A 13,535-nucleotide genomic window follows, 5' to 3' on the forward strand; every position below is an offset into this window, starting at 1 on the left:
CGTAGAAATGGTAATGCCTGGCGACAACATCAAGATGACTGTTGAACTAATCTGCCCAATCGCGATGGACGAAGGTCTACGTTTCGCGATTCGTGAAGGTGGTCGTACAGTAGGTGCTGGTGTTGTAGCAACTATCGTAGAATAAGCTTTTACGCTTAATAAAAAGGCGCCTTAGGGCGCCTTTTTTTATGCGTAAAAACCTTATAGACCACCTTCACGGCGTGAGGGGCGACGAGCGACCGAAGCACAGCTTCGCAGCGCTCGGAGGTGGAGGCAGGGATGCCGACAGGAACCCAGCTTCAGGGATGAATTCCTTGCAGGGTAGTGATGTAGGTAACTTAGATTGCATGCACCCAACTCACCATAAACACCAAAGGCCGCTATGCGGCCTTTTAAACACTCTTCTTTTAGTATCTGTCTCTCTACTCACTTCTTCCGTTAAAACTCCCCACAGCTTTGCACAGTGAGTTCTTGTCGCGTTGGCGACGGCAACCAAGGCGCCCATAATTCGCCAATGCTTCCGAACTCAGGTTTTTGCTAAACGCTCCGCTTAGGCTGCGACACGATTTAACGGCACTTCCCTGTGCCGATAAATCTAGCTCGGCATCGTGCCTCGCTGTCTTAGCCACGCGCCGCAGCAAAAGCCGATTTCTCCAGCGCGAATTTAAACGGGGTGTTGATTAGCGCATCGTAGGTTTTAGGTTAGTGATGAAAATTAATCCTCGTTTTACCTTGATGTGATCTTCATCTATTTTTTACGCATAATATAAAATATAATTTTTCCTTATGGTGGGTAGTAAATAGGTTTAATTTTCTGATGTCTTACTTTAAAGGGATAGAAAGTAAATTTCCTTGGTCTTTCTCAGGCTTTATTCTGGCAATTTTCTTTGGTGGCTTATCTATATACTTAGGCTTTTTCAATGAAAGTAAAGCTGATCTAAATTTTATAATCTCTTCTAGCTCTGCTGTTCTTGATATAAAAGAAGAGGTTGGGAAGTTAGACATACTTTATGATGGCGAAAGCCTGAGTAAGTCTAAGCAAGATCTTCAGTTAATAACTCTAAGAGTTGTTAACCAAGGCAATATGGCTATATCAAAACAGTCGTATGACTTGACCGCACCTGTTGGTTTTGAGGTGCTGGAAGGTAAGTTGGCAGAACCCCCTAAAATAGTGAATGCAAGCCAGCAATATTTGAAGAATAAAGCAGCTTTAATAGTCGAAAGTGATACTAAGGTTACATTTTCAGAGGTAATTATTGATGCTGGAAACTATTTCGATATAAAACTACTCATAATGTATGGAAATGGTGATGAGCCTAAAATAGAGTCCTTCGGAAAAATTGCTTCGCTTGACAGAATTGATGTTGTATATGATACAAATACTGTTGAGAGTAGATCTTTTCTTGATGCGACTTTCGTAGCTTCTATAGGAATTCAGATAACAAGGGTTGTAATTTACGGCATACTTTTTATATGTGTACTCGTCGTGCTTGGAGCCTTTTTAGCAGGATACGATGCTTGGAAAGAGAAAAAAGAGAAGCGCGAATTGGTGAAATTATTCAAGAGCTATAACTGCAATAAACTGGCGACAAAAGATACTTTTTTCTTCAACTATTTTGTGTCGAACCAATCAATAAAGACTAAGCACTTGTTAACTTTTCTAGAGAGAGCAATATCGGATAGCAAATTGCTCATGACCTCTGAAATCCTTTCTGTCGATAGTACAGAGCTAAATGTAACAACAGATGTGCTTCTAAGAGAGGAAATCGTTATTCCGAATGACGGAGAAGGCTATAGAGTTTGTCCATCCAGAATAGAAGTTTTCAAAGAGTTTGTGGAGTTTCTTAATAGGCACGAAGAGTTTAGTAAAAAAGTTAACTTATCGTCAGGTGCTAGTGCAGACATAAAAGTGGTTGATGAACGAGTTTCCAATGTATCTGAAGACATGAATAATTTGAAATTCGAACAGCTGAAACTACAGGGTGCTGTTGCTCTTAATGAAGGTAACTATCAAAAAGGTATCGATTACTTTAATGAATATTTGAATAGTTTCCCTCAAGATCCAAGTGTGTTGTGGAAGTTAGCGTGTTGTCAGAAGCGAATGGGTGAATTAGGAGCTGCACTGACTTCCATTGAATCCGCTATCAAATTTTCAGAAGAGGTGACATATCTAATGCACTATAACTATGCATGCTATTTAGCATTAAATGGCAGAGAACTAGACCTCATAATTGAGCAATTGCGCAAAGCCCTAACCAAAGACAAGGACGAAAGCGTTAGAAACCAGATTCCAAAAGAGTCAGACTTTGAAGGGATTAAGCATAATGTTCAATTTATAGAATTACTAAAAGAGTTCGAAATTGTTTAAAGCCTAATTATTTTGATGTTGCAATGCTCTAGTTTAGTGTACTATCATCACAAGTAGAGACGCTTCCTTGTAAGTGTCTTTTTTGTCAGTTCAATGATAGTTCAAAGTCTTATTTAGAGGTTACTGCTATGAAATACTTTATTGGTAATTTTACACCTCAGGATCTAACCCCTCCTATTATTGACTAAAAAGGCCGCGACAAGCGGCCATTTTTATGTGGGTGTGAAGCTATGGCATGATTCTAAAAAACATCTCATCGCCCCTGTTTTTTAGCACCGCACTTGAAAATCAGAAACCCTCTTAAAGCCCGCGACCCTTGGTCTTCTCCACCACCGCCGCGGTCATCCTTGAAATACAACACAAGTCCCCTGCGCTGTCATAAATTTTTATCTCCCACACTGATGAGCGCTTGCCTAGGTGTGCGAGTTAGGTCACGGCTTTGAGCGTGCTGATACGCGATGCACTCAACTCAAATTGCAAAAGGCGATACACACTGTATAATTATCGGTAACAACACCCCTCCCGCTACCCATAAGAACAGCGCCCTGTGAGGGGTTAATTTTTTGGTGTGACGCAAATGGAATTTGATAAGCCACCTTTATCTTTCGAGCAGCAACTAGACCGTCTTATAGAGCGGGGTATGCGTGTTACCGATCGCCCTCGGGCACTTGCCTACCTTCGCCATATTAATTACTACCGTTTAGGTACTTATTGGTGGTCTTTTATTGGTGACCACAACACTCACCAATTTAAACCCGATACCAGCTTTGAAAGCGTTCTGAATCTGTATGTATTTGATCGGGAATTAAGGCTGCTTTTGCTTGATGCAATAGAAAGGGTTGAAGTATCGCTACGTACTCAGTGGGCCTATCACGTGGCCAAAGAGGGTGGGTCACACGCGCATCTAAACAAGGAACTGTTTAATGCGAAGGATTTCGCTCATGACTCCTTCTTGGATAACTTGCTCAGTGAAGTAAATCGAACTTCCGACAGGAATATTAAGAAGCAGGCCCAAAAATACCAAGAAGCCACACCTGCTATCTGGATTATCAGTGAAGTTATGAGCTTTGGGTGGTTATCGCGTTGTTACGGCAATCTTAAGCGCCGCCGTATACGTATGGACATTGCGCAGGTTTATGATCTTAATGAAGCTGTGCTTGCTTCGTTCCTTCACCATCTAACCACTGCGAGAAATATCTGTGCCCATCATGCTCGGCTATGGAACCGAGATTTCACCTTTCGCATGAAATTGCCACATAATGGCCCTGATTACCTAATACAGAGCCTCAACGCTCATAGTCCCCGCGAGTTATACAACACACTGGTAATGCTAGCCTTTTTGTTGGATAAAATTAGCCCTGAACATAGTTGGAAGAGCAGGTTAAAAGCGTTGATAGATAATCATGATATTGACACAGCCCCTATGGGTTTTCCAGAACATTGGCAACAACTGCCAATGTGGCAATAGTTAAATAATTTACGCAAATCTCACCGCCATGCTGAGCCCCCTTACATTTGCGCTGAGCATGGTGGGGCGGGTAGCACAACGAGGCAGGACGCCGAGTTAAGCGAATCGAGACACGATGTCGAGTTTCGCTGTGTGCGTTGGCCGCCACAGTATGCGGAAGCATCAAGCAAATGTTGGGGTGTCCTAGGAGTTCTTAGAGGAAATGGACAAGCATTTCCTCTAAGTCGTAGTCGGCGACCCGACAAGATCTCAAATTGCAAATCGTTCTAAAGAGCGAACACCAAACTCGCTAGAACAATCCCCCATTAAAGCCCTGCGCTTTTACTCCTTTTCTCAACCACCGCCGCGGTCATCCTTGAAATACAACACAAATCGCCAGCGCTGTTGTAGATCTTAATCTCCCACACCGATGAGCGGCCGCCCAGGTGCACGGGTTTGGTTACGGCTTTGAGCGTGCCGGTGCGTGAGGCTTTGAGGTGGTTGGCGTTGATCTCCTGGCCGACGCAGTAATATTTATTGATGTCGACGGCGAAGTTGGCGGCGTAGCTGGCGACGGTTTCGGCCAGTACCACGTAGGCGCCGCCGTGGACTATGCCGATGGGGTTGTAGAGCTCGTTGTCGATTGGCATGGTGGCCACCAGGTAATCCGGGCCGATTTCGCTGATTTCAATGCCGAGTTTGGTCATAAGCGTGCCCTTGGCGCCAACGCCGAGGTCGAGTTCCCGACAAAGATCAAAATCGATTTCCTGGGCCCAAATACTTGGGGTGTTTTCGCTTACACTCGAGTCTGGCTGCTCTGTGACCGGTAGATCGTTTTCATGATTCTGAATACTCATACAGATTCCTTATACGGCGGCATGGTTAAAGGGGGTTATTTGCACTCATTGGCACTGTGTTCCACATAGTGCTGCACTCGCCTGGGCTTCTGCAAGCCTTTTACGACGGTTAGCGAGCGCAAAAAGAGGAACAGGGCGGCGATATCTTCGGCGGCCTTGCTATCACCTGAGGGCCGGATTTGACTAGACTGTCAGTAACGACCTGGGTGTAAATGTTGAAGGAGGGTCTATGGACTTTCAATCCGTGTATGATTTTTGGTTTAACCAGTGCAACAGCGAGGACTGGTTTAAAAAGAGTGCGACCTTCGATGCTAGGGTTACCGAGCTGTTTGCCAAGACTCACCGCGCCGCCAGTCGGGGAGAGCTCTATCATTGGCGTAGCAGTGCCCACGGTGCCCTGAGTGAAATTATCGTGCTCGATCAATTCTCCCGTAATATCTATCGCGATACCGCCAGTGCCTTTGCCCAGGATGCTCAGGCCTTATGCCTGGCTCAGCATGCGTTAGAAAAGGGCTACGACCTGCTGCTCAATGAGCAGGAGCGTGGCTTTTTATACATGCCTTATATGCACAGCGAAAGTGCCGTCATTCATATGCTTGCCGAGCACCTGTTTCGGCCTTTGGAGAGTTATTCCTATGAGCTGGCCCATAAGGCGATTATCGACCGCTTTGGTCGCTACCCGCATCGCAACGCTATACTCGGGCGTCGGTCGACACCAGAGGAAACAGCATTTTTAGAAACGCCCAACAGCAGTTTTTAATCGGCCTCACTCACCCAGTTACGTGCTTGCTCCATCTGGTCATATTGAAAGGCTCTGATTTCGGCACTGATAAAATGCGCCGTTAAATGCTCGCCGAGCATGGCCAGGGGAGAGTCGGTAACTACGGCTATCCTGCTGATTCTCTTATGGTGGTCGCGGGCAAAGCGCAGGTGCGCCGACAAGGCCGCAAACGAATCCCAGCCGGGAAAGTGACGGGTGGCTATCATCAGCCCCTTGAGTCCACCATGACGCTCTATATAGGGATCTATAATACGTACGGCGGCTATAAAGTCGGCGGCAGACAACTCGCCATGGGGGGTAAATACGCCAATATCATGTTCATTATCTAGGCTGATACAGAGCATATTGGGTTCCTTCTTTCATTTAAAATGCTTCGATGCGAAATCGGCTACCTATAACTGTAGGCGCTTTTTCAAGTATTTGCGCAGTCGCTGATACAGCTTAGAAATAACTCCTGACTGTGGCAGCAGCAAAATCATTGAATATATTTGCGATTTTCTGACAACTGTATATACTCACAGTTAAATGTACTGTATGGAAAACCAGTTGTATGCGCCCTTTAACTAATCGCCAATCGCAAATTTTAGAGCTGATCAAAGTCTTTATTAAAGACACAGGCATGCCGCCGACGCGCGCCGAAATTGCACAAACATTAGGTTTTCGCAGTGCCAATGCCGCTGAGGAGCACCTGAAGGCGCTGGCCAAAAAAGGGGTGATCAGAATGAAACCCGGTGCCAGCCGCGGTATTCAGCTGGTTGAGGAAGAAGAGCCGGAGCAATTAGGCCTGCCGTTAATCGGTCGGGTTGCCGCCGGTGAGCCCATTTTGGCGCAGGAGCATATCGAGAGCCATTGCCAAATCGACCCCATGTTGTTTAAACCGGCGGCGGATTATCTGCTACGGGTTAACGGCATGAGTATGAAGGATATCGGTATTCTTGATGGCGATCTGCTGGCGGTACACCGTGCGCAAGTGGCCGAAAACGGTCAGGTGGTGGTAGCCCGAGTGGGTGACGACGTAACCGTGAAGCGCCTGGAAAAGGCGGGCCGCAAGGTTTTCCTGCATGCGGAAAACGAAGAATTTGCTCCCATCGAAGTCGATTTAGAACATGAATCCTTTGATATTGAGGGCTTAGCCGTTGGTGTAATTCGAAACGCCGACTGGATGTAGGTTTTATTCGGTATTTTTGCCCCCGATACGCCGTTTATTGGGGGTTTTACGGCGCTTTTCTCCTTTCTTTCCTTACGCGCTAACAGTTTGAATATCCCCCAAATATTTATTTAAAAAAGAAAAACAAAAACGCTTCATTTCTTGCTATTCGCTCAATTCTTGACTAATTGGTTATATTACAGGCTTTGCTGGTTGCTTTTTGCGCACTTTGTTTGCAGAAAATTGAATCGGCCAGTCCAAGCATAATAATAACGAAGATTGGCTAGCAGTAATTGCCTCTTCCCTTTTTGCGTTGCGCGTAGTTAAGGAGATGGTACATGAAGCAGCTTTGCTCCCTCATGTTGCTGTGTTTGTTTGCTCCCCATCTGGCCTTGGCCAACAGCAAGTACAACTTGCGCCCCGGGGTGACGGATATCAGCGAGAATGTTTACCAATTGCATATGACGATATTTATCATCTGCTGTGTGATTGGGGTGATCGTATTCTCGGTCATGTTTTGGGCCTTGCTCAGGCACCGTAAATCCAAGGGCGTTACCGCCGCCACCTTCCATGAAAGCACTAAGGTCGAAATTCTTTGGACCGCTATTCCCTTTCTTATCCTTATCGGCATGGCGGTGCCGGCGACCAAGACCTTGATCGCCATGGAAGACACCAGCAAGGCGGACATCACCATTAAGGTGACCGGCTCGCAGTGGAAGTGGCATTACGAATACATGGGCCATGATCTGGGCTTTTATTCGCTGCTGGCCACCCCTCAGGAGCAAATTCAAAATGCCGAGAATAAAGGCGAAAACTACCTGCTGGAAGTGGATAAGCCGCTGGTGATCCCAACCGGTAAAAAAGTGCGTTTTCTGATGACCTCGGACGATGTTATTCACTCCTGGTGGGTGCCGGACTTTGCGGTGAAAAAAGACGCCAACCCAGGCTTTATCAACGAGGCCTGGACCAAGGTTAACGAAGAGGGTATCTATCGCGGTCAATGTGCCGAGCTGTGTGGTCAGGACCACGGCTTTATGCCCGTGGTGGTTGAAGCGAAATCCCCTGAGGAGTTTGATATCTGGCTGGCGGCGCAAAAACAAGCGATGTTAGACCAGGCCGATGCCGATGCTGCCTTACTCGACCAAACCTTGTCTCATGACGAGCTCATGAGCACTGGTGAGAAGATCTATATGACCCGCTGCGTAGCCTGTCACCAACCGACTGGTCTCGGCGTTCCCGGAGTATTCCCGGCAATCAAGGGCAGCCCAATCGCGACCGGCGAAATCAAAGACCACATCGATATCGTGGTACACGGTAAACCTGGCACCGCCATGCAGGCGTTTGTTAGCCAGCTCACTATTAAAGAGCTCGCGTCCGTTGTTACTTACCAGCGTAATGCCTTTGGTAATGACACCGGCGATACGGTGCAACCAAGTGCGATCCAGGCCTTTATTGATGGGGAAGAACAATGAGTACAGCAGCTGCAACACACGAACATCACGGGCCTGCGACTGGCATTAAACGCTGGCTCTTTACCACTAACCATAAAGACATAGGCACGCTATACCTGCTGTTTTCGCTGCTGATGTTTTTAACCGGCGGCGCCATGGCCATGGTGATCCGCGCCGAGCTGTTTCAGCCGGGATTACAATTAGTCGACCCGCACTTTTTTAACCAGATGACCACGGTGCATGGCTTGATCATGGTCTTCGGTGCGGTGATGCCGGCCTTTACCGGCCTGGCCAACTGGATGATCCCCATGATGATCGGGGCGCCGGATATGGCCTTGCCGCGCATGAACAACTGGAGCTTCTGGATCCTGCCCTTCGCCTTTGCGATCTTGCTGATGTCGCTGTTTATGGATGGGGGCGGCCCGGCGTTTGGTTGGACCTTCTACGCGCCGCTGTCGACCACCTACAGCAACGACAATACCGCGCTGTTTGTGTTTGCCATCCATATTATGGGTATCAGCTCCATTATGGGTGCCATTAACGTCATAGTGACTATCGTCAACCTGAGAGCGCCGGGCATGAAGTGGATGAAGCTGCCGCTGTTCGTATGGACCTGGCTGATCACCGCCTTCCTGCTGATTGCGGTAATGCCGGTTCTGGCCGGGGCGGTGACCATGGTACTGACGGATAAATACTTCGGCACCGACTTCTTTAATGCCGCCGGTGGTGGCGATCCCGTGATGTTCCAGCATATTTTCTGGTTCTTCGGTCACCCCGAGGTGTACATCATGATCTTGCCGGCGTTTGGTATTATCTCCACCATAGTGCCCACCTTTTCGCGTAAAAAACTCTTTGGCTACTCCTCCATGGTGTATGCCACCGCGTCCATTGCCTTGTTGTCCTTCGTGGTCTGGGCGCACCATATGTTTACCACCGGCATGCCGCTGGCCGGCGAGCTCTTCTTTATGTACTCCACCATGCTGATATCCGTGCCCACCGGGGTCAAGGTGTTCAACTGGGTGGCCACCATGTGGCGCGGCTCCATCAGTTTTGAAGCGCCGATGATGTTTGCCATCGCCTTTATCGTGCTCTTTACCCTGGGTGGCTTCTCCGGCCTGATGCTGGCGATTACACCGGTGGATTTCCAATACCATGATACCTACTTCGTGGTGGCGCATTTCCACTATGTGCTGGTTACCGGGGCGGTGTTCTCCATTATGGCCGCGGCCTATTACTGGCTGCCGAAATGGACCGGGCATATGTACAACACCACCCTGGCGAAGTGGCACTTCTGGATGTCGCTGATAAGCGTCAACGTGCTCTTCTTTCCCATGCACTTTGTTGGCTTGGCGGGCATGCCGCGTCGTATCCCCGACTATGCGCTGCAGTTTGCCGACTTTAACGCCATCATCAGTATCGGCGGCTTTGCCTTTGGTCTATCGCAACTGCTGTTTGTGGCCGTGGTGTTTAAATGCATCAAGGCTGGCGAAAAGGCCCCGGCCAAGGTGTGGGACGGAGCCGAGGGCTTAGAGTGGCAGGTGGCTTCACCGGCGCCGTATCACACCTTTGAAACGCCGCCCGAGGTGAAATAAATGAACCATATGCCGCTGTTAAGAAAGCTCTTATTAGGCACCCTGGCGATGTTCGCCTTTGCCTTTGCGCTGGTGCCCTTGTACGACGTGTTCTGCGATGTCACCGGCCTTAACGGCAAACCCTCCATGGAGCAGGCGCAGCAAAGCGAGCGGGTGGATAACAGCCGTGAGGTTACCGTGAGCTTTACCACCCATGCCCAAAGCGGTGCGCCCTTTAAGGTCAGCGCTAAGCAGCAGTCTGTGGTGGTTAAGCCCGGCGAGATGAGCCTAGTGACCTTTGCGGCGGCCAATACCAGCGATCAGGCCCGGGTGATGCAAGCCATTCCGTCTGTCTCTCCTGGGTTAGCGGCAAAATACCTACATAAACTGGCGTGCTTTTGCTTTGACCAGCAAACCTTGCAGGCCAACGAACAACAAGAATATCAATTAAGATTTTATGTCGATCCGGCGTTGCCCCCCGAATACGAGGAGCTAACGCTGTCATATACGCTTTTTGATATCAGCGCCAAGCATAGCGAGTCGTTAGTGGCGGCGGCGCGATAACCCAAATGAGGCATGAATATGAGTGAAGAGTATCAAAAGTACTATGTGCCGGCGCAAAGTCCCTGGCCGATAGTCGGCGCGGTGGCGCTGTTCTTTATCGCCGCCGGTGCGGGTCTAACCGTGATGCAAATGGAGCAGGAAAGTAGCCATGGCCATTACCTGTTGTTTGCCGGTATTGCCGTGTTGCTGTACATGCTGGTGGGCTGGTTTCGTAATGTCATCAGCGAGTCCCATGGCGGTCTCTACTCGATGCAGATGGATCGCTCCTTCAGACAGGGCATGAGCTGGTTTATTTTCTCCGAGGTGATGTTCTTTGCCGCCTTCTTCGGCGCCTTGTTCTACGCCCGTATGCTGGCGGTGCCCTGGCTCGGTGGCGATGGCAATAATGTGATGACGGGCGAAGTGTTATGGCCGGAATTCACATCTGCATGGCCGCTGGAAAGCACTCCGGATGGCACCAGCACCCAGGCCATGGGCTGGCAGGGGCTGCCGCTTATCAACACTATTATCCTCTTGGTGTCGTCGGTAACCTTGCAGTTTGCTCACACCGCCATAGAAAAAGATAAGCGCACGCCACTGACCTTGTTCCTGCTGTTGACCATAGTTCTTGGTATCTGTTTCTTGGGCCTGCAAGCCTATGAATATGTGCATGCCTATCAGGATTTAGGACTGAAGCTGGATTCCGGCATTTACGGCAATACCTTCTTCTTGCTTACCGGCTTTCACGGCCTGCACGTAACCCTGGGCACCATAATGCTTATTGTGGTCTGGATCCGGGTGTTAAAGGGCCACTTTAGCAGCGAAAAGCATTTCGCCTTTCAAGCGGCGGCCTGGTACTGGCACTTTGTAGATGTGGTGTGGCTGTGCCTGTTTGTATTTGTGTATGTGTTGTGATCGGTGATTGATTAAAGCGCAGCAGACCAAACTGCTGCGCCAGCAAAATAATAATAAGTACCAAGATGCACAGGGCAACGCGTTTGCCCAAATAGCGCGACATAGGCACCTTGTTATCGGCTTTTATCATCGCCAGTAAGGCGCGGAAAAGGGTGTAAATGACGGTCAGCAAGAGCGCAATAATTATAATTTTAATAAGCAAGATACGGATACTCCGAGGTTGGTGGTTGAGTGTTTACAGCTAAGCTTAGCGCAATTTTATGGATAGGGCTGGTTATCCTCGCGGTAACTGTTTGTACTCGCTTGGGTTTTTGGCAACTTGAACGGGCAGAACAAAAACAGCAAAGACAACAGCTGCTGGATTCCTGGTCGGCTCAGGGGGTCATGCCTTTGACCAAGGCGCTGCGCTATATCGAAAGCGAAGATGCCACCGGTTTGCAGGTGCGCTTTGATGCTCAGTTGCAGAGCGAATACTGGCTGCTGGACAATCAGGTGTATCAGGGCCGAGTCGGCTATGATTTGCTGGTGCTGGCCTTGGCGCCTGGCGCCAGTCACTGGCTGTTGGTCAATCTCGGCTTTGTGCCGGCACCCAGCAAGCGCAATGAACTGCCCACTATCACCTTGCCATCAGGGATCACCCTGACTCAGGCATTGGTCAAAGAAGGCCCACTGGCGCAGTTTACCCTGAGCGAAACTCAGGCCCCGCAAGGCTGGCCCAAACGTATTCAAGAGATCGCCATCACCCAGATGAGCGAGCAAACCCGCAAACCCATATATCCCTTTATGGTCTATGCCCAAGATGCCATTGATGGCATAGGCGCCATCCCCCATTACCAGCCGGTCACCATGTCCGCAGACAAGCACAAGGCCTACGCCTGGCAGTGGTTTTTAATTGCCCTGGCGGCCTTGGTGATTGCTTTAAGTGCCTATTGGCGAGCAAGGAGAACGCATGCAGCTACCTAAACCCCTTATGTTATTTATCGGCTGCTTTTTGCTGCCCATTGTTGCCGCTGTGGCGGTTTTGTATTCCGGCTGGCTGCCCGGCCATAAGAGTAATCAAGGGCGGCTGATGAGCGAGCAGGTAGAACTGAGCGACTGGCAGCAATACCCGCCATCGCCCTGGACCATAGCCCTGGTTAATACCGAGCCCTGTCAGGGCTGTGCGCAGCAATGGCAGGACCTGCAGTCGCTCTATGTGGCTCTGGGTAAAAATAAAGACAAGGTGCGCATTGCCGTCTTGGGCGAAGCAGCACCCAAGGCGCAAGACATGCCCAGTATTCATATTAACAGGGCTCCGGCGCAGCTGAATGCCGGCAGCCTGTATTTAATCGACCACCATGGTTTGGTGGTGCTGGAGTATGACTTTGCTCCACAAGCCGACGCCAATCGCTTGGTACACAAGGGATTGTTGAAGGACCTAAAAAAACTACTTAATTATGCGCGTAGCAGTTAAAGAGGCCAGTATGACAAAAAACTATAAATTTCTGGTGTTAACTACGGCTTTATTGGCCGTGTTGGTGGTGGGCCTGGGGGCCTATACGCGATTGAGCGATGCCGGTCTGGGTTGCCCCGACTGGCCCGGCTGTTATGGCTTTTTAACCGTGCCCGATAAGGCCCATGAAATCGCCGCGGTGGAGGAAAACTTTCCCGGTATGGAGGTGGATCAGGGTAAGGCATTGAAGGAAATGGTGCATCGTTACTTTGCCGGCACCCTGGGGCTGTTGATCCTCGCCATTGCCCTGTATGCGTGGCGTTATGGCAAGCAGGTCCGTATGCCGGTGCGTTTGCCCACGGTGCTTGTGCTCTTGGTGATCTTCCAGGCCATGTTGGGTATGTGGACCGTGACCATGAACCTTCAGCCTCTGGTGGTGATGGGCCACCTGCTCGGTGGTTTCTCCATTGCCAGCCTGTTATGGCTCTTGTATTTGCGCAACCACAGTCGCCCCGTGCCCGGTGGCGACCCAGGTGCCAAGAGCTTGCAGGGTTGGAGCATGGCAGCCTTGAGTATGGTAGTAGTGCAGATTGCCTTAGGGGGCTGGCTGGCGGCCAATTATGCCGCCGCCCATTGTGTTGGTTTTCCCCTGTGTGAAGGCAGTGAGGCGTTTTCCCTGGCCGAGGTGTTCCATTTGCCTATGGAGCATGCCAATTACGAGTATGGGGTGCTCTCCTACGAGTCGCGCATGTCTATTCACCTGCTGCACCGCTTTGGCGCTCTGATGACACTCTTGATTGTCGGTGCGGCCATGTGGCGGGTATATAAAGCTGCCTATTCGCGCACCATTAAAAATGCGGCCTTAGCGGTCGGTGCCGCCCTGGCGGCCCAACTCACCCTGGGAGTTGCCCTGATCTATTTGCAGATCCCCTTGTTGATGGCGCTGGCGCATAACCTGATGGCCCTGCTGTTGCTGCTGACCCTGGTGCGGTTGTGCTATTTACAAAAACGAAAATGTTAGGC

General features: G+C 49.7%; 14 protein-coding genes and 1 pseudogene. 12 read left to right on the forward strand and 3 right to left on the reverse strand.

Going from position 1 to position 13,535, the window contains the following annotated elements; translation table 11 throughout:
* From tuf to C2M35_RS12435, 3 genes and pseudogenes are all read left to right on the forward strand, one after another.
* Positions 1–145, forward strand: a pseudogene (gene tuf, locus C2M35_RS12425) (elongation factor Tu); the annotation flags it as partial.
* A 672-nt stretch (positions 146–817) separates the two neighbouring features.
* The gene (locus C2M35_RS12430) at positions 818–2,368 is read left to right on the forward strand and encodes a TPR end-of-group domain-containing protein (RefSeq protein ID WP_105265489.1); all 1,551 of its coding nucleotides are present in this window, start codon (positions 818–820) and stop codon (positions 2,366–2,368) included.
* A 577-nt stretch (positions 2,369–2,945) separates the two neighbouring features.
* Positions 2,946–3,836 (forward strand): Abi family protein, encoded by an 891-nt coding sequence (locus tag C2M35_RS12435; protein WP_105265490.1) that lies wholly within the window; start codon positions 2,946–2,948, stop codon positions 3,834–3,836.
* Positions 3,837–4,141: 305 nt separating this feature from the next.
* Here C2M35_RS12435 and C2M35_RS12440 read toward each other — a convergent pair whose 3' ends face one another.
* Positions 4,142–4,672 (reverse strand): PaaI family thioesterase, encoded by a 531-nt coding sequence (locus tag C2M35_RS12440; protein WP_105265491.1) that lies wholly within the window; start codon positions 4,670–4,672, stop codon positions 4,142–4,144.
* A gap of 229 nt (positions 4,673–4,901) precedes the next feature.
* On the opposite strand from C2M35_RS12440, the gene C2M35_RS12450 reads away from it, so the two are divergent.
* Positions 4,902–5,432, forward strand: coding sequence for a DUF924 family protein (locus C2M35_RS12450; protein ID WP_105265493.1), 531 nt, complete (start codon positions 4,902–4,904; stop codon positions 5,430–5,432).
* Here C2M35_RS12450 and C2M35_RS12455 read toward each other — a convergent pair.
* Positions 5,429–5,797 (reverse strand): STAS/SEC14 domain-containing protein, encoded by a 369-nt coding sequence (locus tag C2M35_RS12455; protein WP_105199977.1) that lies wholly within the window; start codon positions 5,795–5,797, stop codon positions 5,429–5,431. The two genes, C2M35_RS12450 and C2M35_RS12455, sit on opposite strands and share 4 nt — an antisense overlap.
* Before the next feature lie 206 nt (positions 5,798–6,003).
* Here C2M35_RS12455 and lexA point away from each other — a divergent pair, with 206 nt between their 5' ends.
* The 5 genes from lexA (at position 6,004) to C2M35_RS12480 (ending at position 11,080) form a co-directional block, all read left to right on the forward strand.
* Positions 6,004–6,621, forward strand: a complete 618-nt coding sequence (gene lexA, locus C2M35_RS12460; RefSeq protein WP_105199978.1) for a transcriptional repressor LexA — start codon at positions 6,004–6,006, stop codon at positions 6,619–6,621.
* Positions 6,622–6,938: 317 nt separating this feature from the next.
* Entirely contained in the window at positions 6,939–8,072 is a 1,134-nt protein-coding gene (coxB, locus tag C2M35_RS12465; protein WP_105257899.1) for a cytochrome c oxidase subunit II, read from the forward strand.
* A complete protein-coding gene (gene ctaD, locus C2M35_RS12470; RefSeq protein ID WP_105265494.1) occupies positions 8,069–9,643 on the forward strand; it encodes a cytochrome c oxidase subunit I in 1,575 nt (524 codons plus the stop codon). The genes coxB and ctaD overlap by 4 nt, the downstream gene beginning before the upstream one ends.
* Positions 9,644–10,186: a cytochrome c oxidase assembly protein gene (locus C2M35_RS12475; protein ID WP_105265495.1), complete on the forward strand. Its 543-nt coding sequence runs from the start codon at positions 9,644–9,646 to the stop codon at positions 10,184–10,186. It begins immediately after the preceding gene.
* Positions 10,187–10,204: 18 nt separating this feature from the next.
* Positions 10,205–11,080 (forward strand): cytochrome c oxidase subunit 3, encoded by an 876-nt coding sequence (locus C2M35_RS12480; protein WP_105199982.1) that lies wholly within the window; start codon positions 10,205–10,207, stop codon positions 11,078–11,080.
* Here the strand turns inward: C2M35_RS12480 and C2M35_RS12485 are convergent.
* Positions 10,980–11,282 carry a DUF2909 family protein gene (locus C2M35_RS12485; protein ID WP_267894377.1) on the reverse strand — a complete coding sequence of 101 codons (303 nt, stop codon included), beginning with the start codon at positions 11,280–11,282 and terminating at the stop codon, positions 10,980–10,982. The two genes, C2M35_RS12480 and C2M35_RS12485, sit on opposite strands and share 101 nt — an antisense overlap.
* A 29-nt stretch (positions 11,283–11,311) precedes the next feature.
* On the opposite strand from C2M35_RS12485, the gene C2M35_RS12490 reads away from it, so the two are divergent.
* Genes C2M35_RS12490 through C2M35_RS12500 form a run of 3 tightly spaced genes read left to right on the forward strand, consistent with a single transcriptional unit; the run spans position 11,312 to position 13,533 of the window.
* Complete coding sequence (locus C2M35_RS12490) at positions 11,312–12,043, forward strand: SURF1 family protein (RefSeq protein ID WP_105214979.1); 732 nt, start codon at positions 11,312–11,314, stop codon at positions 12,041–12,043.
* Entirely contained in the window at positions 12,030–12,533 is a 504-nt protein-coding gene (locus tag C2M35_RS12495) for a transmembrane cytochrome oxidase associated protein (RefSeq protein WP_105199985.1), read from the forward strand. Before C2M35_RS12490 ends, C2M35_RS12495 begins: the two co-directional genes overlap by 14 nt.
* Positions 12,534–12,543: 10 nt before the next feature.
* Entirely contained in the window at positions 12,544–13,533 is a 990-nt protein-coding gene (locus tag C2M35_RS12500) for a COX15/CtaA family protein (protein WP_105265531.1), read from the forward strand.
* Positions 13,534–13,535 lie beyond the last annotated feature (2 nt).

The sequence above is a fragment of the Pseudoalteromonas sp. T1lg76 genome (assembly GCF_002964725.1).
GTDB lineage: Bacteria > Pseudomonadota > Gammaproteobacteria > Enterobacterales > Alteromonadaceae > Pseudoalteromonas.

Excerpts from the sequence above, each read along its gene's own strand:
- C2M35_RS12435 (WP_105265490.1), top strand. The coding sequence starts at position 2,946 with ATGGAATTTGATAAGCCACCTTTATCTTTCGAGCAGCAACTAGACCGT.
- C2M35_RS12475 (WP_105265495.1), top strand. The coding sequence starts at position 9,644 with ATGAACCATATGCCGCTGTTAAGAAAGCTCTTATTAGGCACCCTGGCG.
- C2M35_RS12450 (WP_105265493.1), top strand. The coding sequence starts at position 4,902 with ATGGACTTTCAATCCGTGTATGATTTTTGGTTTAACCAGTGCAACAGC.
- C2M35_RS12495 (WP_105199985.1), top strand. The coding sequence starts at position 12,030 with ATGCAGCTACCTAAACCCCTTATGTTATTTATCGGCTGCTTTTTGCTG.
- C2M35_RS12430 (WP_105265489.1), top strand. The coding sequence starts at position 818 with ATGTCTTACTTTAAAGGGATAGAAAGTAAATTTCCTTGGTCTTTCTCA.
- lexA (WP_105199978.1), top strand. The coding sequence starts at position 6,004 with ATGCGCCCTTTAACTAATCGCCAATCGCAAATTTTAGAGCTGATCAAA.
- C2M35_RS12500 (WP_105265531.1), top strand. The coding sequence starts at position 12,544 with ATGACAAAAAACTATAAATTTCTGGTGTTAACTACGGCTTTATTGGCC.
- C2M35_RS12480 (WP_105199982.1), top strand. The coding sequence starts at position 10,205 with ATGAGTGAAGAGTATCAAAAGTACTATGTGCCGGCGCAAAGTCCCTGG.
- coxB (WP_105257899.1), top strand. The coding sequence starts at position 6,939 with ATGAAGCAGCTTTGCTCCCTCATGTTGCTGTGTTTGTTTGCTCCCCAT.
- ctaD (WP_105265494.1), top strand. The coding sequence starts at position 8,069 with ATGAGTACAGCAGCTGCAACACACGAACATCACGGGCCTGCGACTGGC.
- C2M35_RS12455 (WP_105199977.1), bottom strand. The coding sequence starts at position 5,797 with ATGCTCTGTATCAGCCTAGATAATGAACATGATATTGGCGTATTTACC.
- C2M35_RS12440 (WP_105265491.1), bottom strand. The coding sequence starts at position 4,672 with ATGAGTATTCAGAATCATGAAAACGATCTACCGGTCACAGAGCAGCCA.